This is a genomic window from Streptomyces sp. NPDC048370, assembly GCF_043200825.1.
Taxonomy (GTDB): domain Bacteria; phylum Actinomycetota; class Actinomycetes; order Streptomycetales; family Streptomycetaceae; genus Streptomyces.
The window spans coordinates 25648-47363 of record NZ_JBICYI010000016.1 but is presented as its reverse complement, the minus strand read 5'-3'; the positions used below and the strand labels follow the sequence as shown (position 1 = coordinate 47363).

16 protein-coding genes and 1 pseudogene are annotated in these 21716 nt (G+C 70.9%); 9 read left to right on the top strand and 8 right to left on the bottom strand.

Annotation, left to right across the window (positions count from 1 at the left end):
* Positions 1-206 precede the first annotated feature (206 nt).
* Positions 207-2192 carry a PIG-L family deacetylase gene (locus ACGFYP_RS28740; protein WP_393499466.1) on the top strand — a complete coding sequence of 662 codons (1986 nt, stop codon included), beginning with the start codon at positions 207-209 and terminating at the stop codon, positions 2190-2192.
* A 261-nt stretch (positions 2193-2453) separates the two neighbouring features.
* Here ACGFYP_RS28740 and ACGFYP_RS28735 read toward each other — a convergent pair.
* Together ACGFYP_RS28735 and ACGFYP_RS28730 are read right to left on the bottom strand one after the other, a co-directional pair.
* A pseudogene (locus ACGFYP_RS28735) lies at positions 2454-2720 on the bottom strand (transposase); the annotation flags it as partial.
* A 382-nt stretch (positions 2721-3102) separates the two neighbouring features.
* A complete protein-coding gene (locus ACGFYP_RS28730; RefSeq protein ID WP_393499463.1) occupies positions 3103-4617 on the bottom strand; it encodes a DHA2 family efflux MFS transporter permease subunit in 1515 nt (504 codons plus the stop codon).
* A gap of 205 nt (positions 4618-4822) precedes the next feature.
* Between ACGFYP_RS28730 and ACGFYP_RS28725 the strand changes: the two genes are divergently transcribed.
* The gene (locus ACGFYP_RS28725) at positions 4823-5239 is read left to right on the top strand and encodes a discoidin domain-containing protein (protein ID WP_393499459.1); all 417 of its coding nucleotides are present in this window, start codon (positions 4823-4825) and stop codon (positions 5237-5239) included.
* Between the two features lie 154 nt (positions 5240-5393).
* On the opposite strand, the gene ACGFYP_RS28720 is transcribed toward ACGFYP_RS28725, so the two are convergent.
* The 5 genes from ACGFYP_RS28720 to ACGFYP_RS28700 all read right to left on the bottom strand — a co-directional run bounded on the left by ACGFYP_RS28720 (position 5394) and on the right by ACGFYP_RS28700 (position 13756).
* Complete coding sequence (locus tag ACGFYP_RS28720; protein WP_393499456.1) at positions 5394-6530, bottom strand: PQQ-dependent sugar dehydrogenase; 1137 nt, start codon at positions 6528-6530, stop codon at positions 5394-5396.
* A 536-nt stretch (positions 6531-7066) separates the two neighbouring features.
* Positions 7067-8032 carry a hypothetical protein gene (locus tag ACGFYP_RS28715; protein ID WP_393499449.1) on the bottom strand — a complete coding sequence of 322 codons (966 nt, stop codon included), beginning with the start codon at positions 8030-8032 and terminating at the stop codon, positions 7067-7069.
* A gap of 690 nt (positions 8033-8722) precedes the next feature.
* Positions 8723-8854 carry a universal stress protein gene (locus ACGFYP_RS28710; protein ID WP_393499447.1) on the bottom strand — a complete coding sequence of 44 codons (132 nt, stop codon included), beginning with the start codon at positions 8852-8854 and terminating at the stop codon, positions 8723-8725.
* Positions 8855-8890: 36 nt separating this feature from the next.
* Positions 8891-9883, bottom strand: coding sequence for a transcriptional regulator TrmB (locus ACGFYP_RS28705; protein WP_393499444.1), 993 nt, complete (start codon positions 9881-9883; stop codon positions 8891-8893).
* Between the two features lie 138 nt (positions 9884-10021).
* On the bottom strand, positions 10022-13756 hold the full coding sequence (locus tag ACGFYP_RS28700; protein ID WP_393499441.1) for a S8 family serine peptidase: 3735 nt from the start codon (positions 13754-13756) through the stop codon (positions 10022-10024).
* Between the two features lie 319 nt (positions 13757-14075).
* Between ACGFYP_RS28700 and ACGFYP_RS28695 the strand changes: the two genes are divergently transcribed.
* The 7 genes from ACGFYP_RS28695 to ACGFYP_RS28665 all read left to right on the top strand — a co-directional run bounded on the left by ACGFYP_RS28695 (position 14076) and on the right by ACGFYP_RS28665 (position 20751).
* Positions 14076-14489 carry a hypothetical protein gene (locus tag ACGFYP_RS28695; RefSeq protein WP_361955806.1) on the top strand — a complete coding sequence of 138 codons (414 nt, stop codon included), beginning with the start codon at positions 14076-14078 and terminating at the stop codon, positions 14487-14489.
* Positions 14490-14547: 58 nt separating this feature from the next.
* The gene (locus tag ACGFYP_RS28690) at positions 14548-15108 is read left to right on the top strand and encodes a hypothetical protein (protein WP_393499437.1); all 561 of its coding nucleotides are present in this window, start codon (positions 14548-14550) and stop codon (positions 15106-15108) included.
* 32 nt (positions 15109-15140) lie between these two features.
* Positions 15141-15236, top strand: a complete 96-nt coding sequence (locus ACGFYP_RS28685) for an Ms4533A family Cys-rich leader peptide (RefSeq protein ID WP_361955802.1) — start codon at positions 15141-15143, stop codon at positions 15234-15236.
* A 196-nt stretch (positions 15237-15432) separates the two neighbouring features.
* Positions 15433-17163, top strand: a complete 1731-nt coding sequence (locus tag ACGFYP_RS28680) for an ABC transporter substrate-binding protein (protein ID WP_393499433.1) — start codon at positions 15433-15435, stop codon at positions 17161-17163.
* A complete protein-coding gene (locus ACGFYP_RS28675; RefSeq protein ID WP_393499430.1) occupies positions 17160-18137 on the top strand; it encodes an ABC transporter permease in 978 nt (325 codons plus the stop codon). The genes ACGFYP_RS28680 and ACGFYP_RS28675 overlap by 4 nt, the downstream gene beginning before the upstream one ends.
* Positions 18134-19123, top strand: a complete 990-nt coding sequence (locus ACGFYP_RS28670) for an ABC transporter permease (protein WP_361955796.1) — start codon at positions 18134-18136, stop codon at positions 19121-19123. Before ACGFYP_RS28675 ends, ACGFYP_RS28670 begins: the two co-directional genes overlap by 4 nt.
* On the top strand, positions 19120-20751 hold the full coding sequence (locus ACGFYP_RS28665) for a dipeptide ABC transporter ATP-binding protein (protein WP_393499425.1): 1632 nt from the start codon (positions 19120-19122) through the stop codon (positions 20749-20751). The genes ACGFYP_RS28670 and ACGFYP_RS28665 overlap by 4 nt, the downstream gene beginning before the upstream one ends.
* Before the next feature lie 43 nt (positions 20752-20794).
* On the opposite strand, the gene ACGFYP_RS28660 is transcribed toward ACGFYP_RS28665, so the two are convergent.
* Entirely contained in the window at positions 20795-21625 is an 831-nt protein-coding gene (locus ACGFYP_RS28660) for a RimK family alpha-L-glutamate ligase (RefSeq protein ID WP_393499422.1), read from the bottom strand.
* Positions 21626-21716 lie beyond the last annotated feature (91 nt).

Genomic DNA, 21716 nt, shown 5'->3' with positions numbered 1-21716 from the left:
GAGCCCGGCATGATCCAAACGAAAGGCCCTAGGGGCACCATCGGTGCCGCGTGCCCGGCGGCTCGTCCTGCTCGGCCCCATTCGGGTGAGAGCGGCTGTACCGGGCGGAACGGGTGCCTTCGAACTCGGTTGAACCGGTGAGCCGAAGCCCGTCCAGCGGGCCGGCCACGCATGACGGGCACAGCCGGACGGAGGATGCGCGACCCGTGGACGACAGAAGAGTGGCGCGGCGCACGGTTTTCGCGGCTGCTGCAGGGCCAGCCGCCGCGGCCATCGCCGGATTCCGCCTTCCCGAGCCGCCCGCCGACCCGGCGCGACGGGCCGACCCGGCACCGGGCCGGCCCAGCGCGACAGGTCTGCGGGCGCTGCTCATGCAGTTCGCCGCGCACCCTGACGACGACCTGTACTTCATGAACCCTGACACGCAGCGGCTGCTCGACGCCGGGGTCCCGATCGTCTCCGTGTTCATGACCGCCGGCGAGCACACCGGCAAGAACTGGATCAAGGGCATGCCCGTGACCCCGCCCGACAAGGCGGCGTACTCCTCCGCACGCCGACAGGGCCTGCGGCAGGCGTACGCGGACGCGCTCGGCGCCGACAAGTTCACCGCCTGGGACCGGCGGGTGACCACCCTCGCCGGTGGGCGCGGTGCCGAGGTCAACACGCTCGTCCACAGGGGACGGCGGGTCGAGCTTGTCTTCCTCAACCTGCCCATGCACACCCCCCGCCGCTACATGGCCGTGCCCGCGCTGTGGAAGGAGCTCGCCTTCGAACTTCACACCCACCTGTCCGCCGACTCCCCCGTCACCCGCGCCGACAGCTACGACCACGAGCAGCTCATCGAGGTCCTTGCCGGGCTCCTGGCCGCCTACCGGCCGACCGTCGTGCACACGCTCGACCCCGACCCTGACATCCAGATCAGCGACGAGGCCACCCGCAAGAGCGACAGCGAGCAACCCGGCTACTCCGACCACGGCGATCACACCGCCGTCGCGTCCTTCACCTGGGCCGCGCTGCTGCGCTGGGTCGCCGCCGCGACCGCAGGGGGAGGGGCGGTGCCGGCGTTCACCGTGAGCGCCTTCCGCGGCTACTACAACCGGCACTGGCCGAAGAACCTCCCGCCCGGCGTCCTCGCCGAGAAGGCCGCGCACCTCGTACCGTACGGCGGCGACCCGACCTGGGACTGCGGCAATCCCTCCGGCTGCGGTGACTACAGCGTCGGCGGCGATCGTCCGCTGACCAACCGGAAGGGATGGGTGCGCTCCACCCACTACCGCTGGCCCGCCCCGGCACCCGCCGTCGCCGAGGAGCCGGGCGGCCGACTGGCCGCCTACGCGGTACTGGGTCTGCGCGTGGTCCGCTGGCGCGAGACGGCCCGGGCGTCCGGCCGGTGGGCCAAGCCGGAGGACCTGGGCGGCGGCCCGTTGGCGCCCGCCCTCGCCTCCGCATCCCTCCCCGACGGCCGCCTGCTCCTCTTCGGCATCCGCTTCGCGGCCCTCTCCGGCCCGGGCGACAACCGGCGCGAACTCGTCTTCCTGGAGCAGCGCTTCCCGGGCGGCCCCTTCCTCGCCTGGCAGGGCCTGGGCAACCCCGACCGCGGCGACGACCGGGGTCGCCGTATCGGCGCCCCGGTGGCGGTCACCGCTCCGGACGGACGAGTCCACCTCTTCGTACGCAACGCGGACAAGGGCGTCTCGACGCGGGTACGGGCGGCTGACGGCAGTTGGCGCCCATGGCAGCCGCTGGCGGCCCAGGAGGAGCTGCAGGACGGCCTGACGGCGCTGGTCGACGCCACCGGCAGGGTGCATGTCCTGGCCGCGGGCCGCACGGCCGTACGCCGCTGGGTCGACGGCGTCCCCGCCGCCCCGTTCCCCCTCGCGGGCGGCCCGGTCGCGGCGGTCCCGGACCCTGGCCCGGACCACGTCCGGGTCTTCTACCGCGCCCCCGCCGACGGGCTGCTGCGCGCGACGACCGGCCAGGCCCCGGCCTTCGAGGGCTACGGCCTCTTGTCCGCCGCTCCCGGCCCGGTCCTCCTGGGCCGCGACCTGGGCCATCGGGTCCAGTTGTACGGCGACGGCCGACTGCACACCCGAACCCAAGGGGTGGTGCCGGTCGGCGACGCGGTGCTGGTGCGCGGGGCGACGGCGGTGGGCCTCGGCGCGGACGCCCGGCCGTGGGTCTGGCGCCCGTAGGAACGTCGTGGGCCCGTTTCTTTGGGGGAAGCGGGCCGCACGCGGGCAACGACACGAGGCCGACGGGCAGCCGGCGGCATTGGCGCGTCGGTCGTCCGGCTAGGCGATCGCTACGTTGATCCGGCGTTTGCGCAGCTAGGATCGGTTGGCGCGACTGGGGTACGCCTTGTCGCCACGTCCCCGGTGCGGTCCGGTACGGGCCATGTTCAGGACCCGGCAGGTGGTCGATCCGACGTTGACCGCCGATCAGCCGTCCGCGTCCTTCCCGGTGGTGTCGGCCCTGTTCTGGAAGGCACGCAGGATCCTCGACCAGGTGCTGTCGGCCGACCAACGGCGGTGACGTTCGTACACGGTCTGCCAGGTTCCCTAGCGTTCGGGCAGGTCACGCCAGGGAATGCCGGCCCGCGTCCGGTAGAGCACACCATTGACCACGGTTCGGTGGTCGGCCCACCGCCCGCCCGGGCTCCCCGATTCCGGCAGCATGGGAGCCCATCGCTCCCACGGCTTCCCGCTCTTGCCTCCTGCCAGCCGCTCGGGCGAGCGCCTACCAAGATCCGGACCATTTCCGGACCAGCCCCAGCCAGATGGCCGCACAAGCAGCCGTTAGATCAGGTCAGCATGGGTGAAGCTGCTGTACCACCAGCAGACGAAGAACCTCCTGGTGTCCTACTCCCCGAAGAAGCTCGGCTTCTTCTAGAGCCTGGAGTCGGTTGCCCGTAAGCAGCACCTGGCCGGGGGGGGGGGGGGGGGGCCCGCCGCCGCCCGCGGGGGGGGGGGGGGGGGGGGGGGGGCGGGGGGGGGGGGGGGCCGCCCCCGGGGGGGGGGGCCCCCCCCCCCCCGCCGCGCCCCCCCCCCCCCCCCCCCCCCCCCCCCCCCCCCCCCCCCCCCCCCCCCCCCCCCCCGGTGGTCGCTAGGTGGGTGTACGGGCGGTCTTGTTCGTCGTGGTGCCGTCTTCGTCCTGGACTTCAGGCGCAACGGGCTGTTGCGGAACGGGCGGCGTACGGACCAGCAGCGCGACCAGCACCGTCAGCCCCCCGAGCACGGCGCCGATACCGAATCCCCACCGGATGCCCGCGGCCAGGGCGCCGGTGGCATCGGCGCCATCGGCTGCTGCCGTGGCGGCGCGTCCCGACATGACACTGATGACCAGAGCGGTGCCGGCGGCGGCCGCAACCTGTTGGAGCGAGCCCAGGATGGCGGAGCCGTGGGGGTAGAGGTGGGGCGGAAGTACGGACAGGCCGGAGGTGAAGACGGGCGTGAAGACGAACGCCATGCCGGCGCTCAGTGCCACGTGAAGGGCGAGCACCAGCCACGGCGAGGTCTGTTCGTCCGTGAGGGCGAACAGCGCGAGGCAGAGCGCGGTGAGTACGGCTCCGGGGACGACCAGCCGTGGTGCGCCGATCCGGTCGTAGAGCTTTCCGACCTGTGGTCCGAGCAGGCCCATGGTCAGGCCGCCGGGGATGAGGAGCAGCCCGGTCTGCAGTGAGGTCAGGCCGCACACCTCCTGCAAGTAGATCGGCAGCAGGATGAACGCACCCATGAGCGCCATGAAGGACAGGCACATCAGGCCGAGGGCCACGGAGAAGTGACGAAACGTCAGGGCACGTAGGTCCAACAGTGGGGTGGACGAGCGCTGCAGTGCCAGCTGCCGCCATGTGAACAGGCCCACCAGCACGGCACCGACCAGGGTCGTGGCCTCTGGGGGCACGACCGCCGAGGCTTCGTCCCCGGCGCCGAGGCCGCTCAGGCCGTAGACCAGGGCGCCGAAGCCCACCGCCGCCAGAGGGATGGACAACCAGTCGATCGGGGTGGCCTGCGGCTCGCCGATGTTGACCAGTTTGCGCTGACCGACCATCGCCATGGCTCCGGCGATGGGCAGTACCGCCAAGAACAGCAGGCGCCATGTTCCCAGCTGCAGCAGCACCCCGGAGACGGCGGGGCCGAGGGCGGGTGCGACGGAGATGACGAGGGTGATGTTGCCCATGACACGGCCGCGGTCCTGCGGCGGCACGAGGGTCATCAGCGTCGTCATGAGCAGCGGCATCATGACGGCGGTGCCACTGGCCTGGATGACCCGGGCGACCAGGAGCACGGGGAAGGCGGGCGCGGCCGCGGCCAGCGCCGTGCCGGCGAGGAACAGCGCCATGGCCAGGCCGAAGGCGGTCCGGGTCGTCACGCGCTGGAGGAACCACCCGGTCACCGGGATGACGACGGCCATGGTGAGCATGAAGGCCGTGGACAGCCACCCCGCGGCTGCCGCCGTGACCTCGAACTCGCGCATGAGTCGCGGGATCGCGTTGACCATGATCGTCTCGTTGAGGAGAACGACGAACGTGGACAACACAAGGATCCGCAGCACGGCGGTGACACGGTCGGGCGAGAGGGTGGGTGTTGCTTGTGGTGCGAGCATGGCGCCTTCCGTCATGTGAGTGTCCTCCGCACATAGCAGGTCACACCAACAGACCGCGGCGCCGGGAAGAACTCATCGGTGTCCCCCCGATCCTGTCGGCGCCGCCGCCCGAGCTCAAATCATTTTTTGTCGTTGACCCCGTCACCGTTCCGGCGCTCACCAACTCCTGAACACCCGCCGGACCGGCGGGGCAGGCTGCCCGACACGGACGTCACGGTCCTTGCGGGAGTTCCGCGAGCGCATCGAGCGCGAACTGCCCGGGGACCTCGCCCGCGGGGCACGGACCCGGGGCGACGGCAGTCGGACCGCCCGGGCCGTGGACGGCGACCCGGACACCGCGTGGACCTCGCCCGCGCCGAACCGGGGGACGCTCACCGTCGACCTCGGCCGTGAGCGGGCCGTCGACCGCATACGTCTCGCGGAGGACGTCCGGCACGGCCAGCAGGTCGAGGCGGCGGTCGTGGAGGCGCACACCGCGCACGGCTGGGAACCGATCGCCGACGTCGGGACCCTCGGCGCGAGCCGGATCCTTGTCCTGCCCGCTCCGGTGACGGCACGTCAGTGGCGGCTTCGTGTCGTCGGGTCCAGGAACGCCGCCCGGATCGCCGCGTTCGAGCTCCATCGCTCGCGCGTGTGAACACGACCGCGGGTGCCTGCCGACCGCCGGGGGGGGGGGGGGGGGGGGGGGGGGGGGGGGGGGGGGGGGGGGGGGGGGGGCGCCGGCCCCCCCCCCCCGCCCCCCCCCCCCCCCCCCCCCCGCCCCCCCCCCCCCCCCCCCACGGCGCGGGATGCTAGGCCGGGTCGATGCGGGCGATGTTGCCGCCCAGCGCAAGCACGTACAACTCGCCCTTGCCGCCCTGCACGAACGAGATGACCTCGCCGCCGTTGACGACGAGGTCGTTCACTCCGGTCACCGTGCCGTTCTTCAGCTCGAGCGCGCGGAGGGTGCCGTCGCAGTAGTCGCTGAACACGTACTGGCCCTTGAGGGCCGGGATCGCGTCCCCCCGGTAGACGAATCCGCCGGTCACCGCGCACCCGAGGCCGCCGCGGGCGTACTCGTGGATCGGGCGCACGTGGTCGGCCGGCTCCGTGCCGCCACGGAAGGGATGGTTGCCCTCCATCTGGGACCAGCCGTAGTTCTCGCCGCCCTTGTTACGCGCCGGCGCCCAGTCGATCTCCTCCCAGTCGTTCTGGCCGACGTCGCCGATGAGCAGGTCGCCGGTGCGTGAGTCGAAGGAGAACCGCCAGGGGTTGCGCAGTCCGTAGGCCCAGATCTCGCCCCTCGCGTTCGGGTCGTTCACGAACGGGTTGTCCGACGGAATCGCGTACGGCGTGCCACCGCGCGGGTCGATCCGCAGCATCTTGCCGAGCAGCGTGGCGAGGTTCTGTCCGTTCCCGTGCGGGTCGCCGCCCGCGCCGCCGTCGCCGAACGCGATGTAGAGGTATCCGTCGGGCCCGAACTTGATGTCGCCGCCGTTGTGGTTCGAGTACGGCTGCGTCTGAGTGAGGACGGTGCGCCGGGTGTCCGGCTGGAGCTTGCCGTTCCGCACGGCGAACTCGTCGATGGTGCTGGTGCCTTCGAGATTCGTGTACGAGATGTAGAAGTGCGCGCGCTGGTTGTCGAACGCGATGCCGAGGAGGCCGCGTTCACCGTCGGTGGTGGTCTCGGCGGAGATGTCGAGCACGGGCGCTCCGAGCCCTTGATCGCCCAACACCCGGACCGTGCCGGCCCGTTCGGCGATCCAGATCTTGCCGCCGGGACCGGCGGCCCCGGCGATCGGGTTCTGCGCCGTGGCCACGTTCGTGAGCGCGATCTTGGCGACCTTGTGCCGGGGTGTTCGGTCTTCCGCGGACGCCGTGCTCAGGGCGAGGGAGGCGACGAGGCAGGCGGTGCCGATGATCGCCGAGCTTGTCGTGCGAACTTTCACCGTGATCCTCCTGGAGGCGGCGAACGGGGGCTCCCGGCTGCTCAAGGCGGTAAGAAGTCGGCGTCGCCCGCGCCAGCACACAACCGGGGTGGGGGGAAGGGCGCACCAATGGCCACGGACGAGACTACTGGCACCTGAGCGATTGGTATAGGCCAAGCGAGCGCATGCTGCGCGGCAGCGGATTGCCGCTTCACGAAGCCGGCGCTGGACAGCGGGCGCCTCGGCCACGGAGGTGAGGAGTTCGCCGAACGGTGCGGGTGGTCCGGCCGTCGTGCACCAGCGCGCACAACTGGTGCTCGGTGCCCCGTACGTACTCCTCGGCGATCCACCGCCGGTCCGGGCAGGCCTCGTCCTCCGCTGGGACACCGGCGCGCAGGTGGAACGCCGGCCTACCCGTCCGGCACTTCGACCGTGGACGTCTCCGGCTGGATCATCCGCGCGCCACGGGACGGAATCTGAGGGTGAAGGGAGTTCCGATGCCCGCGGACATCTGCACCTTCCGCCATCTCATCGCTGGACCGGCTGCGCCATGTCGCTCAGGGGCAACTCGAGGCCGGGTCGTCGTGGACGAGGGCGCAGATCATCTGCTCGCCTCGCCGGTGGTCCGGGTAGGTTGTGCGCAGTTCGGCCTTGAAGTCGTTCCACTGGCGGGTGGTCTCGGCGGTGGCCCCGGAAAGTGCGTGGCTGAAGTTGTCGCCGGTCTTCGAGCGGCGGGCTGCGGCAGTGTCCTTGTTCAGGTCGCGGTTGTGCTGCACACGGCCGGCGCAGTCGTCGTCCTTGACCCCGGTGGAGTCGAAGTCGGAGTAACAGCCCGTTGCGAGGTCCACGGGTATGCGGGTGCGTGCGTCCCGGGTCCAGGCGGCGTCCTCCATCCCGCTGTAGCGGCGGATGTCGAAGAAGGGGGCGACATCCGTACGTGCCAGTCCGGGAGGGTTGTCCAGGCCGACAGGACCGGGGGCGGCGCGGTCGGACCAGTTCGAGTGCGCGTAGAAGTCCTGCATCTGGTGCCAGCCGCGGCCGAGCTGCTCCAACACGTCGCACTTGGCACGGTCGGGAGCCTCCTTCCACGTGCAGTGGGAAGTCAGGTCGCTCTGGTCGGCCCGGACCTTGCCCTGTGCGTCGACGAGGCCGTCGGCCGCCTGGATCGCGTTCCGGAAGTGGGCGACGGAGGTACGGATACAGGCGAGGAGCTCGGTGGTGGCCTCGTCCCGGCTGCGGGGATAGTCCTCGACGTAGCGGGGGCTGACGTAGTCGGCGTTGTCGCAGTGCAGAGGGCCGAGGAGGAAATAGCCGCCGTGGTCATTGGCATTGATGGCCCCGTTGCGGGCATCCGCCATCTCGGACAGTGTGGCCGACTCCCATGGGAGGGCCGCCCGTGTCACGGTCTCGTGGTTGCCCCCGGTGAACGCGAGTGCGGGGTCGGACGGCGCAGCGGCCAGGGCGATCATGAAGACCGCCACGGTGGTCGTTCGCGCCAGGCTGGGTATGGGGCTGTTTGGCATGCGACGCTCCAGTCGTACGGGAACCGAAGGTTCTCGGTGCCCCGGCAGTGGCTGCGCTTCCGACGGAGACGGATGTCTTCAGGCCAGCCTAACGAAGGAACGGCACGGACGCCGGAGGGGTCATGGGGCGTCACGCCCGCGTAGCAGAGCGGCACCCATCAGGACCATCGGCATCCTGCCGTTTCACCTCAGTGGTCGAGTTCGTGGCACCGCGGGTGCCGCCCGGGCTGGCCGGGCTGTCCGGAGTGGCATCGATGAACCCCGGATCCGCGGTGCGGGCGTTGGTGTCGCCGACGGGACGGCACCCGCCTTCGCCCGGCAGGGCAAGGGGCGACGTCGGTGTGACGGGCCCTAGGTCTGTTGGACGGTACCCCTGCAGGAAGGAATCGAGCGCGGAGTTGAGCCTCCGAAGACGGCCGAGGGCCTCGGCATCGGCAGGCGGGGACAGGGCGACCGCGCCGGCGGGGCCGCGGACGGACAGCGCCCCGCGCTTACGCGCGAGCCGCGACTCCCACACCACCGTCTCCCCTTCGGTGCGGTGCCAGGTGCGCCGGGTCGTGAACGGTCCTGCGCCTTCGGCGCGTTGCTCGGGCGGTTCCACGACACGAGCCCAGTTCCAGCTCCACGGCCCCCCGGGCAGTGAAACGTGGATGTTGTCCTGTCTCCCCGAGTGCCCGGTGTCCCCACCTGTCAGGCGTGTGGCACGACGGCCGCAGGACAGGAGGCGTGGTGGATGACGGCGTGGGTGACCGATCCGATGTGAGCCCCCTGGCCGCCCTGCGTCGACCGACGACCATCAGGCGCCCGTCCGGCGGATGACACGTCGTGCCCGCCCTTTCGGGGTACGGGTGGGGGAATTCAAGGAACCTCTGTCCAGCCGTTCCGCATGGCGTGGGCTCCCAGCTGCATCCGGGTCCTGACTCCGGCCAGGTCCATGAGGTGGCGCAGGCGTCGGTGCAGCGTACGCGGTGACAGACCGAGTTGGGTCGCGGCGGTCAGGTCCGTCAGGCCGGCCAGGAGCAGGGTGACGATCCTTCGGTCGAGATCGGTGGGACCTTCCGTACCGACCTCGACGGTGGGATCGGCCCCTCCGCCTGCGCCCGACAGTTCGAGGGGGCGGGCCGTGCGCCACACCGTCTCGAAGAGTGCGTCCAAAGCGTCCAGGAGGCCACTGCGGTGGAGCAGTACGGCTCCGGGTTCTCCGGCCGCTGTGACCGCGAGCGGGACGAGTCCGAGGTCGGCGTCGGCCAGGACGAGCTTCATCGGCAGTTCGTCGGCGACGCGCAGGTGCACGCCCTTGCCCAGGGAATCGATCGCGTCGTCGACGATGCCGGGTTCCGCCAGTACGGCCCGGTCCAGCACGGCGCGGAAGTGCACACCCCGGCCGATGGCCACGGGTTCGGCCGTGTTCTCGTCGGGCGGCAGGGCGACGAACGGCGCGGTGATGAAGGAGCGGACCTGCGTGCGGGCCGCCTGCTGCACCTGGAGGAATCGATGCCGGATGGCGTCGACGCCCGTGACGACCTCGATCAGATCGTTGATGCTGCTCCCTGTCATCGCCGCCCGGTGTTCCTCGGCGAAGGTCACCAGGGCATGCTCGGCCATGCGCAGCCCGTCCCTGCGCTGGCTGATGAGGGCGCCGAGCGCCATGGCCGGCGGCGCGGCGGTGAACCGGTCGTCCGCCGACCTTGTCGCCAGTCCCCACTCGACGAGGCGGGACAGGGCCTTGTCGAGGTGGGCCTGCGACAGGACGGCCAGGTCGGCGAGGAGGCTCGCGGGGGAGTTCGGGCGTCCGAGCAGCGCCCGGTAGACCCGCTCGTCGTCGGGTTCAAGGCCCAGAACATCCAGCATCGGCGACCGACTCTCTTCCGCTTGCCGCAGCGGGGAGAGTATGCGCCATGGCGGCAGACCCTGAATAGTCCCTGGTGGGAGCGGGTGCGGGGGGGAAGGGTCCCGGGGAGCCGCCTCCCCGGGACCCGACAGAGCGGTTCATCGCAGGCCGTACGCCCGGATGATCTCGTTCTTGACGCTGTAGCCGCTGTCCGTCCCGGCGCTCGCGCGGACCGAGAGGAAGCCGCCGGGCTTCTTGGCCGTCCTGAACGAACCCGTCCAGTAGCCGTCGGTGCCCTTGGTCAGGGTCACCTTCTGCCAGGTCGTGCCATCGTCGTACGAGACGTCCAGCTTCACCGTGGTGACGGTGCCCGGCAGGGTGCCGCGGCCCATCGGCACCGGCTTGAGCGCGATCTTCTGGGTCGAGTTGGCCCTCACGTCGCCGTGCAGGTCCGACTCCAGCTTGTAGTCCAGGTTCAGCACCGAGAACGGCTCGAAGAAGTCCGAGTCGACGGTGTCGGACATGAACGTCCACTCGGTTCGGGTGCGCGTCGACAGCCGGAAGTGATCACGGGGGCGCTCGGCGTCGAGGACGGCGCGGTAGGGCAGGTTGCCCGCCGGCACCTCCACCCACTGCATGTCCGTGCTGTGCGGGTTGTCGTGGATCAGCTTCTCGCCCTGGAAGACCTGCAGGTGGGTCGGCGTCTCACCCCACGGCAGGAAGCCGCCCAGCCGCATGGTGTCGCTGGCCGATGCCCACGCCTGCACGTTCCAGGTCATGTGGTTCTGCCAGCGGGAGTTGTACACGCCGAAGGACTCGCTCTGGCCGGGGCGGGTCGCCGGAGCGAACCAGTCCAGCCGGGTGGTGCTGCCCTTGGCGTACGTGTTGTCGCCCGACACCATCACCCACGGCAGGGTTCCGTCGACACCCTGCGCGTGGAACTCCCTCCAGACCTGGTCCGGCGTCACCCATTCGGTGCGGGTGCCCGGGTGCCACTCGGCCTCGGGGAAGTTGAACGACGGGCTGAGGGTGAAGTCGGACCGGTAGCCTTCCGCCACCGTGCCGCCCGCGGCCGAGTAGTAGCGGGCATCGATCCGGGCGAGGTCACGCTTGGTCGGCTTGTAGACCAGGTCCCGGTCCGGCACCTGGCCGGGGTATTCCCGGGTCAGGTCGTAGACGAAGGGCGTGTGCTCGGTCTGCTCCACGGACAGCCTCAGCATGCCGGTCCTGGCCATCGAGACGAGGGACTTGCCCGCGTCGCGGTGCACGGTGGCGACCGGGATGGCCGACTCGCCGACGTACTCCATCAGGCCACCGACGCCGTCGTTGACCACGATCAGCGCCTTCGCGCCGGCCGCGACCGCGGCCTCGGTGCGCTCCTGCGGCGAGACCTCGTCGCTGCGCGTGATGACGACGACCTTGCCCTTGGCCTTGATCCTCTCGTACGCGGCCGCGGCGCCGTTGCCCGCGTAGGCGGCGTCCAGCTTGTCCGTGGCGGTGCCCAGGGCACTGCCCGCCTGCACCCGTGTCTCGAAGCGGAGCCCACCGCCCAACGTGCTCAGGCCGAGCGCCGGTTCGCCCTTGCGCCAGCGGGTGGTCAGGATGAACTCTCCCTGTGTCATCGGTTTCGTCGGCGCGACGTAGACGTCGTCGTACGTCGGCGGCAGCACATACGCGCTGCGGTAGTCCATGAACGCGTCGAGGCCCTTGTAGTGGACGTTGAAGTCGACCTTGCGCTGGCGGTCCTCGGTGCGCTGCGGCGCCTCGGTCTGCAGCAGGCGTGCCTTGCTCGCGTCCAGCACCACAGACGCGGAGCCGTCCTTGAGCACGGTCTCCGGGGCGACCATCACGGCCAGACCCGAGCGGTCCTCCTTCTCGCCGGCCACGTCGAGGTACCCCGCGACGGTGTACAGGCCGGGTGGCATGCGCATGGTGGTCTGGCCGTCGACGTGGACCGACCACGGCCAGAAGTCGCCGGCGAGGTTGACCGTGACCTGGCCGACGGCGGGCTTGCCGTCCCGGCCGACCAGCTTGATGGTCAGGTCGTGACGCTCCTCCTCCTTGAGCAGCGCCACGGATGTACGGGTGACCGGCTGCCCGGTCGCCGCGTCGGTGGCTGTCACGTAGCCGACGTGCCGGCCGGCGGAGGCGGCCTTCGGGTCACCCGTCACCGGGACGGCGGCGGTGCCGCCCGCCGGGACGGTGACCGTGGTGGCTCCCAGCGTGAACGGGCCGCCGTCGTCGGTCAGTGCCAGGTCGAGCGTGAGGTCGGCGGAACCGGCGTTGGTGAAGGTCAGGTCCTTGGTGACGGCGGCGTCGCTCGGCTCGTGCGGCCATGTGTGGTTGCCGAAGAAGAGGGATCCGGTGGCGCGGACCGTGCTGCGCACGGCGGCGGCCACGTCGAGGCGGCCGGTGCCGACCTCGTACGGCGAGTACCCGCCCTCCAGGCCCTTCGCGGTGCTCATCAAGTGTTCCTTGAGCTGCGCGCCGGTCCAGTCCGGGTGCTGCTGGGCCAGGATCGCCGCCGCACCGGCCACGTGCGGGGTGGCCATCGAGGTGCCGCTGATGGTGCGGTAGAGGCCCTCACCACCACCGGTCATCTCCTGCGAGCGGGCAGCGGTGATGTCCACGCCCGGCGCGGCGATGTCCGGCTTCATGCCGCCGGAGTGGGCCAGCGGGCCTGTACTGGAGAAGGACGCGAGGCGGTCCTGCTTGTCCGTGGCGGCCACGGTAAGCGCGGAGGCAGCCGCACCCGGGGCTGAGATGCTCTCCGGACCGGAGTTGCCGGCGGCTATGACGAACAGGGTGCCGTACTGGGCGGAGAGCGCGTCGACGGTCTGCGACATCGGGTCGCTGCCGTCCGTGGGGTAGGAATCGCCGAGGCTCATGTTGACGACGTCCGCACCGGACTCGGCGGCCCACTGCATGCCGGCCATGACCCAGGAGTCCTGGCCGGATCCCTCCGGGCCGCCGAGCACCTTGCCGACGTACAGGTCGGCGCCGGGTGCGACCCCCTTCTCGTCCCCTCCGGAGGCAGCGCCCGAACCGACGATCGTGCCGGCCACATGGGTGCCGTGCCCGTTGACGTCGGTGATGCCCTCACCCGGCACGAAGCTCGCCGTGCCGTCGATCAGGCCGGCGAGGTCGGGGTGGTTGACGTCGATGCCGGTGTCGAGCACCGCGACCTTGACGCCCTTGCCGTTGTACCCGGCCGCCCAAGCCTCGCCCGCGCCGATCAGCGGCACGCTCTCCTTCAGACTGGCCTTAACGCGACCGTCGAGCCACAGCTTTTCGACACCCGCGCCCAACGTCGCACCGCCGTGCGGCACGACGGAGGTCCAGAAGGTGCGGGCCTGCCGCTTCTCGGTGCTGAGCACCGCGCCTCGGATGCCCTTGAGCTCGCGGGTCAGCTTGCTGCCGCGGGGAGCCGTCGGCTCGGCGGCCGCGCGGGACTTCGGCTCGGCGTACGTGGCGATCAGCGGTACCACGGCCGACTTGGCGTCGTCGTACCCCATCTCGATCAGGTCGGTGACGTTGAACAGCCGCCGGTCCAGCCTGTCCGTGCCCAGCAGCGGCGCCGCTTCGTCCGGGATGACGAACAGGTCGCCTTTGATCTGCTGGAATTTCACGCCGCCGACGGCGCTGTCCGGCCGGTCGACGTCGGCGATCTGCTTGCCGTCGGCCGTCGTGGTGACCGTGACGACATCGCCGGTGACGAGGGTGACCTTGTGGGTCGGCGAGGGTGCGGGGGTGACGGTGGGCTTGCTCGGGGCGGCTTGTGCGGGTGCCTGCAGAACTGCGAGGCCCGACGCCAGCAGGGGCACCGCGGTGGCTGCCGAGATCAGCCGCCAGCGCCTGCGCCGGAAGGCGGATGCGTGAGAGGGGGAGTACATGCCATGGGTCTATCGATCGGTGAACGCCGTCGTGAAGGCCTCGGGACGGCAAGTCCTCGCCATGGCAAAGGCTTGTCAGCCGTGAATCGTGGTATTCCGGACGGAAGACGACGCCCCTCGGTGGGCGTCCTGCGGTGCCGACCCCATGCCGCTGACGTGCGAGGTTGCTTTCCAGACGCTGCTGGAAGTCACGGCGACACGGTCTTCTCTCCTCTCCGACGTGCGCTCGGAGGACGACGGGAGTCAGATGGAAAGTATCCGGTCCACCGGACGGAGATACGCCTCGGCGGCCCGGCCGGACGACATGGAGGAGCCTGGCATGACGACCCACGCAAGCTCACCCGGTCGGCGCGAGGACACGCACAGCAGCGGTTGGCTGGTGTTCGCCGCCGTCATCATGATCTTCAGCGGGATCATGACGCTACTCGGAGGCATTTCAGCCATCGCCAAGGACGACGTGTTCCTGGCCACCCGTAACTACGTCTACGAGCTCGACCTCACCGGCTGGGGCTGGATCCACCTCATCCTGGGCATTCTGATCCTGCTCACCGGCGTCGCCCTGTTCACGGGCGCCACATGGGCCAGGGTCGTCGGCGTGGTGCTGGCCGGTCTCAGCATGATCGCCAACTTCATGTGGCTCCCCTACACGCCGTGGTGGGCGCTGCTGATCATCGCTATCGACGCCCTCGTCATCTGGGGGCTGTGCGTCGCGCCACGGCCGATGAAGGACTGACGGCCGGGACCGACGCCCGTGGCACACGACCCAGCGGCAGGGGAGCTGCCGACAGCTGGTGCTCCTCCTCGGCGTCGCCGGCTCCCCCGACGTCCTGCGTGCCCGGCTTGCCGCGCGGCACACCCGGTACGTCCAGCACGCGACCGCGCACCAGCACGCCCGTGTCGTCGCTCTTTCCAACGACGTCCACTCCTGTCTGCGGGAAATCGCCAACGCCGATGTCGAGTTCGTCTTCAACCTCCCCCTCGTGCTCGCGCACGACGAAGGCACGGACCTGGAAACAGCCGTCGCCGCCGCTGCCGCCGTCACGCAGGACCACATCGACAGATTCACCCGCGGCTACCACGACGCGGTCCCGGAGCTGCCCCCGTCGGCGCGCGCTCACCTCGAAGGGGTGGCCTTGTGGACCCAGGGGACGTTCGACCGGCTCGGCGACTGCGGCCGCTGCACCGCCTACTGGGACACGAAGTCTTCATCGCAGCGGATGAGGTTCCTGGAATATCGAGGCCTGAAGCACCGATCCAACTCCCGTGCGCATCCCGGACATTGGCGTTCCTCTCGATCGCGGCATGATCACATGTCGAGACGGGTGTCTCACCAGACCCCTGAACCGCGTTGACATCGTTCGGGTGATCGTTCATATTTCTCGGCATGTCGCACCGTCACGTCGTCTCCGAGCACGCCGCCCTTGAGCTGGCGCTCATCGGCGTGTCCGGACACTCCGTCGCCGACATTCTCTGTAGCTGACGCCAGCCCGAGCGCCCGTCGGCCTTCTCACCGTTCCGTAGTGCCGACGATCTTCCGCGTCCGGGTGTTCCCTCCCCGCAGGCGCGGCTCTTCTCTGTGAACCCTGTGCTCGGCCATCTCCTTCGGCCGGGGCCGCTCGCCGCTGTCTGCGTGGAGTCTCTTTCCCGCTCATACAGTCATTCGAGAGGCCTTTCCGATGCGTCAATCGTCCGTCATTTCGCGCCGCGTGGCAGCGGCCGCCGTCAGTCTGGTCCTGGCCTCCGGCGCTGCCGCCTGCGCGGGGCCCGAGGACTCCGGCGCCAAGGGCGGCACCTCCGGCAAGGCTGGGGACGCCCCGCAGAAGGGCGGCACGCTCACCGTCCTCAACGCCGAGGCCCAGACCGACTTCGATCCGGCCCGGCTCTACACCTCCGGCGGCGGAAACGTTCCCTCCCTCGTCTTCCGCACGCTCACCACCCGCAACCGCGAAGCGGGCGCCGCCGGCACCCAGGTCGTCCCCGACCTCGCGACCGACACCGGCCGCCCCAACAAGGACGCCACGGAGTGGACGTACACGTTGAAGGAGGGGCTGAAGTTCGAGGACGGCACGTCCATCACCAGCGCCGACATCAAGTACGGCATCGAGCGTTCCTTCGCCGCCGAACTCTCCGGCGGAGCCCCGTACCTGCGTGACTGGCTGGTCGGCGGCGACACGTACCAGGGCCCGTACAAGGACAAGAAGGGCCTCGCGTCGATCGTCACCCCCGACGCCCGGACCATCGTCTTCAAGCTGAAGAAGCCCGAGGGCGAGTTCCCCTTCGTCGCCACCCAGACCCAGTTCACCCCCGTTCCCAAGGCCAAGGACACCGGCGCGAAGTACGAGGAGCACCCGGTCTCCTCCGGACCGTACAAGGTCGTCAAGAACGAGAACGACGGGGAGCGCCTCACCCTGGAGCGCAACGAGCACTGGGACCCCAAGACCGACGAGGAGCGCAAGGCCTATCCGGACAAGATCGACGTCCGGTCCGGTCTCGACGAGGCCGTCATCAACCAGCGCCTCGCCACCTCCACCGGCGCCGACGCCTCCGCCGTCACCACCGACACCAACCTCGGCCCGGCGGAGCTCGCCCAGGTCGGCTCCGACAAGGCGCTTGCCGCCCGGGTCGGCACCGGCCACTTCGGCTTCACCAACTACATCGCCTTCAACCCCAAGGTGAAGCCCTTCGACAACCCGAAGGTGCGGCAGGCGATCTCGTACGCGATCAACCGCACCAGCGTCGTCAACGCGGCCGGCGGCTCCGCGCTCGCCGAGCCCGCCACCACCTTCCTGCCCGAGCAGAAGTCCTTCGGGTTCACGGCGTACGACCACTTCCCCGCCGGGAAGACCGGCAACCCGGAGAAGGCCAAGCAGCTCCTGAAGGAGGCCGGCTTCCCGAACGGGCTCAAGATCACCCTGCTGCACTCCACCGCCCAGAACCGCGCCACCAGCCCCGAGATCGCCACCGCCGTCCAGGAGGCCCTCGGCAAGGCCGGCATCACCGTCGAGCTCGACGGCCAGGAGCCCAACTCCTTCAACGAGAAGCGCTGGAGCGTCAAGGACGCGCCCGGCTTCTTCCTCTCCCGCTGGGGCGCCGACTGGCCGGCCGGCGGCCCGTTCCTCGCGCCGATCTTCGACGGACGCCAGATCGTCACGAACGGCTCGAACTACAACCACGCGCAGCTGAACGACCCGGCGGTCAACAAGGAGATCGACGAGATCAACAAGCTGACCGACCTCAAGGCCGCCGCCGCCCGCTGGGGCGCCCTCGACAAGAAGATCGGCGAGCAGGCGCTCGACGTGCCGCTCTTCCACCCGGTCTACAAGCGGCTCGTCGGCAAGAACGTCAAGAACGTCGTCATCAGCGACTGGACCGGCGTCCTCGACGTCTCGCAGGTCTCGGTCAAGTGACCGCTCCGACCGACACGACGGCGCCTGTGGCGGGCCTCCCCGCCACGGGCGCCGCCCGGCAGGTGTGGCGACGGCTGCGCACCCGCCCCGCCGCCCTCGTCTCCGCCGCCGTCCTCCTCCTGCTCGTACTCCTCGCACTCGCCGCGCCGCTGATCGCCGCCCTCGGGGGCCAGGACCCGAACGCCTACCACGACGACCTCATCGACTCGGCCCGCGGCGGCGTCCCGTACGGCGCCTTCGGCGGGGCGAGCGCCGACCACTGGCTCGGTGTGGAACCCGGCACCGGCCGCGACCTGTTCATCCGGCTGCTCTACGGCGCCCGGATCTCGCTCCTCGTCGCCGTCGGCGCCACCGCCGTCCAGGTCCTCATCGGCGTCCTCGTCGGCCTCGCCGCCGGGCTCGGCAACCGCTGGGTCGACGGCGTCCTCGGCCGGGTCACCGATGTCCTGGTCGCCCTGCCGATGCTGGTCCTCGCCGTCGCGCTGACCGCCGTCGTCCCGCGCGGCTTCCCACGGCCGCTGCTGCTGATCCTCGTCATCGGCTTCCTCGGCTGGGCCGGGACCTCCCGGATCGTGCGCGCCCAGACCCTCACCCTCAAGAGCCTCGACTTCGTCGCGGCCTCCCGGCTGGCGGGCTCCGGGCCGTGGCGGACCGCACGCCGCGAGCTGCTGCCCTCCCTCGCCGCCCCCGTCATCACGTACGCGGCGATCCTCGTTCCCACCAACATCGTCGTCGAGGCCTCGCTCTCCTTCCTCGGGGTGGGTGTCACCCCGCCCACCCCGTCCTGGGGGCAGATGCTGTCGACGGCGCAGACCTGGTTCCGGGCCGATCCCGCATACGTCCTGCTGCCCGCCGGACTGCTCTTCGTCACGGTGCTCGCCTTCACCGTCCTCGGCGACGCGGTCCGTACGGCCCTCGACCCGCGCGAAGCAAGCCGGCTGCGCGTGGGCACCCGTAAGGAGAACTCCCGATGACCCGCTTCGTCCTCAAGCGGCTCGCGGGTGCCGTGCTCGTCCTTCTGGCGCTCTCGGTCCTCGTGTACTCGCTCTTCTACCTGGCACCGGGCGACCCCGCGCGGCTCGCCTGCGGAGAGCGCTGCAACCCCCAGCAGATCGCCCAGGTGCGTGAGCAACTCGGCCTGAACAGCAGCACGTTCACTCAGTACCTGCACTTCCTCCAGGGCATCTTCGCCGGCCGCGACTACTCCACAGGCACCTCGCTCGTCCACTGCGACGCGCCCTGCCTCGGCCTCTCCTACCAGACCGACCAGCAGGTCACCCAGCTGGTCCTGGAACGGCTCCCCGCCACGGCCTCCCTCGCCCTCGGCGCCATGGTCATCTGGCTCGTCATCGGCCTCGGCACCGGTCTGCTCTCCGCACTGCGCCGGGGCGGCCCCACCGAGCGGATCCTGACCCTGCTCACCCTCGCCGGGACCGGCACCCCCGTCTTCATCCTCGGACTGCTGCTCCTCATGGCCGTCTGCGCCTACCTCCAGTGGCTGCCCTTCCCCAGCTACGTGCCGCTCGGCGAGAACCCCGAGCAGTGGGCCTGGAACATGCTGCTCCCCTGGCTCACCCTCGGCTTCTTCGAGTCCGCCAAGTACGCGCGGCTCACCAGGAGTTCCACCCTGGAGACGCTCGCCGAGGACCACATCCGCACCTTCCGCGCCTACGGGGTGGCGGAGCGGTCCGTCGTCACCCGCCACGCGCTGCGCGGCGCCGTCCCGCCGGTGATCGCCGTCAGCGCCGTCGACCTCGGGTCGATGTTCGGCGGGGCCGTCCTCACCGAGTCCCTCTTCGGCATCCCCGGGCTCGGCAAGACCCTCATCGACGGGGTGCGCGCGATCGACCTGCCCGTGGTGGTGGGCGTCGTCATGGTGACGGGCACGTTCGTCGTCCTCGCCAACGTCATCGCCGACCTGCTGTACGCCGCCGCCGACCGAAGGGTGGTCCTGACGTGACCCCGCTCGTCGAAGTACGGGACCTCACCGTCGAGTTCGCCCGCGAGGGAGAGCCCGTACGGGCCGTCGACGGACTCTCCTTCACCCTCGACGAGGGCCGCGCCCTCGCCCTCGTCGGCGAGTCCGGCAGCGGCAAGTCGACCGTCGCCGGCGCCCTCCTGGGGCTCCACCGCGGGACCGGTGCGAAGGTCGGCGGCACCGTCCGGGTCGGCGGCATCGACGTCGCCACCGCCGGGACGGGCGAGCTGCGGCGGCTGCGCGGCGGAGTCGCCGCCATGGTCTTCCAGGACCCGCTGTCCGCCCTCGACCCCTACTACGCCGTCGGCGACCAGATCGCCGAGGTGTACCGCATCCACGCCGGGGGTTCTCGGCGCGCCGCCCGCGCCCGCGCCGTGGAGGTCCTCGACCGGGTCGGCATCCCCGACGCGGTCCGCCGCTCCCGCTCCCGGCCGCACGAGTTCAGCGGCGGCATGCGGCAACGTGCCCTGCTCGCGATGGCCCTCGCCTGCGAACCCCGGCTCCTGGTCGCCGACGAACCGACCACCGCCTTCGACGTCACCGTCCAGGCCCAGATCCTCGACCTGCTGCACGAGTTGCGGCGCGAGACGGGCACGGCGCTGCTCCTCGTCACCCATGACGTCGGCGTCGCCGCCGAGAGCGTCGACGAGGTGCTCGTCATGCGGGGCGGGCGGGAGATCGAACGTGGTCCCGTCGGTGGGGTCCTTGGCACACCCTCGGAGCCGTACACGCGCAGGCTGCTCGCCGCCGTGCCCCGGCTCGACGGGCCGGTGCGCGCCCCCCTCGCGAAGGGGGAGCCGCTGCTCGAAGCCCGGGACCTACGACGGGAGTTCGGGCGCGGGAAGAGGACGGTGACCGCCGTCGAGGGCGCCTCCCTCACGATCCACGCGGGAGAGACGCTGGGCATCGTCGGGGAGTCCGGCAGCGGCAAGACGACCCTCGGCCGCATGCTGGTACGGCTCCTCGACCCGACCGCCGGTGAACTCGATTACAGGGGTGGCGGGATCGGCGAACTGTCGGAGAAGGAGCTGCGGCCGTACCGCCGTGAACTCCAGATGGTCTTCCAGGACCCGGTCGCCTCCCTCAACCCGCGCCGCTCCGTCGGGGAGTCGATCGCCGACCCCCTGCGCGTGGCGGGTCAGCGCGACGAGAGCCGGATACGGGGCCGGGTGCGGGAGCTGCTCGACCGGGTGGGACTCGACCCCGACCGGTACGAGGCCTACCCCCACGAGTTCAGCGGTGGGCAGCGCCAGCGCGTCGGTATCGCCCGCGCGCTCGCCGCCGATCCGCGGCTGATCGTCTGCGACGAACCGGTCTCCGCGCTCGACGTCACCACCCAGGCCCAGGTGACCACGCTGCTCGCCGATCTCCAGGCCGAACTGGGCCTCGGGCTCGTCTTCATCGCCCACGACCTCGCGGTGGTCCGGCAGGTCAGCGACCGGGTCGCCGTCATGCGCTCCGGCCGGATCGTCGAGCAGGGCACGGTCGAGGAGGTGTACGGCGCGCCCCGGCACCCGTACACACGGCAACTGCTCGCCGCCGTCCCCTCCCTCGATCCGGTCCGCGCGGCAGAACGCCGGGAACGACGCCAGGAGCTGACGGTCGTCTGACCCGCACGAGGAACAGACGCCCATGGGTGCGCATCGGCGGCGTTCAGCCGGCTGGTGGGAGACGGTTGCGGCAGGCGGTGGCGATGGCTTCGGCGATCCCCGGCATGTCGGGCCGCCAGGTGGGGTTGCAGTTCACCTCGCACACGGTGAAGGAACCGTCCGCTTCGAAGAGCAGATCGACGCCGGCGACGCCGAGGCCGACGGCGTCCGCCGCTTCGACGGCCAGCGCCTCCGCGTCCGGATACCTGCCCGTGCAGACGGTGTGGGTCCCGCCCTGCGCCAGGTTGGAGACCAGGCGGTCGTCGCCGGCCGTGCGCACGGCGGCGGCCACGGCCACGCCGCCGACCACGATGACGCGCAGGTCCCGGCCGTGGGAATGGGCGACGTACCGCTGAAGGAGGTAGGGGTGCCGGTCGTCCAGACTGCCGGCCACACCGCGCAGCCATGTGTCGTCGGTGGCGAGGAAGACCCGTCGGCCACGATGGCCGCGCACGGCCTTGACCACGCACGGCTGCGGCACACCGCTGTCGAGGACGTCCTCCAGGGGTGCGTCGGTGTGGGTGCGGGTGTCGGGGACGGGGACGCCCGCGGCGGCGAGCTGTTGCAGGTGCCAGAACTTGTTCACCGCCGCCAGGACCGCTTCGGCGGGGTTGAGCAGCTGCGTGCCCATGGCGGCCAGGTGCCGCAGCAGGGTGACTTCTCTGTCGGGTGACAGCTGAGGCGTCGACAGGCGGGCGTAGGCCACGGCGGGCGCCGGGACGGGTCGCCCGCTGGTATCGGCAAGGGTAAGCCGTCCGCCTTCCACGCCGAGTACCAGCTGACTGCTGTGGACGACCGCGGCCCGGTGCCCGAGCTCCGCGGCGAAGGAGGCCATGAGTGACGACGTGACCGGGCCCGGATTACGGCCTGCCGTACCGTCCGCGTCCCGGCTGAGCCCAGGACACAACAGCAGCCACACACATGCT

What these genes read in the sequence shown, in the direction of transcription:
- ACGFYP_RS28730 (WP_393499463.1), bottom strand. Translation starts at nt 4,617, where the DNA reads ATGACGGAAGGCGCCATGCTCGCACCACAAGCAACACCCACCCTCTCG.
- ACGFYP_RS28715 (WP_393499449.1), bottom strand. Translation starts at nt 8,032, where the DNA reads ATGCCAAACAGCCCCATACCCAGCCTGGCGCGAACGACCACCGTGGCG.
- ACGFYP_RS28705 (WP_393499444.1), bottom strand. Translation starts at nt 9,883, where the DNA reads ATGCTGGATGTTCTGGGCCTTGAACCCGACGACGAGCGGGTCTACCGG.
- ACGFYP_RS28700 (WP_393499441.1), bottom strand. Translation starts at nt 13,756, where the DNA reads ATGTACTCCCCCTCTCACGCATCCGCCTTCCGGCGCAGGCGCTGGCGG.
- ACGFYP_RS28695 (WP_361955806.1), top strand. Translation starts at nt 14,076, where the DNA reads ATGACGACCCACGCAAGCTCACCCGGTCGGCGCGAGGACACGCACAGC.
- ACGFYP_RS28685 (WP_361955802.1), top strand. Translation starts at nt 15,141, where the DNA reads ATGTCGCACCGTCACGTCGTCTCCGAGCACGCCGCCCTTGAGCTGGCG.
- ACGFYP_RS28680 (WP_393499433.1), top strand. Translation starts at nt 15,433, where the DNA reads ATGCGTCAATCGTCCGTCATTTCGCGCCGCGTGGCAGCGGCCGCCGTC.
- ACGFYP_RS28670 (WP_361955796.1), top strand. Translation starts at nt 18,134, where the DNA reads ATGACCCGCTTCGTCCTCAAGCGGCTCGCGGGTGCCGTGCTCGTCCTT.
- ACGFYP_RS28660 (WP_393499422.1), bottom strand. Translation starts at nt 21,625, where the DNA reads ATGGCCTCCTTCGCCGCGGAGCTCGGGCACCGGGCCGCGGTCGTCCAC.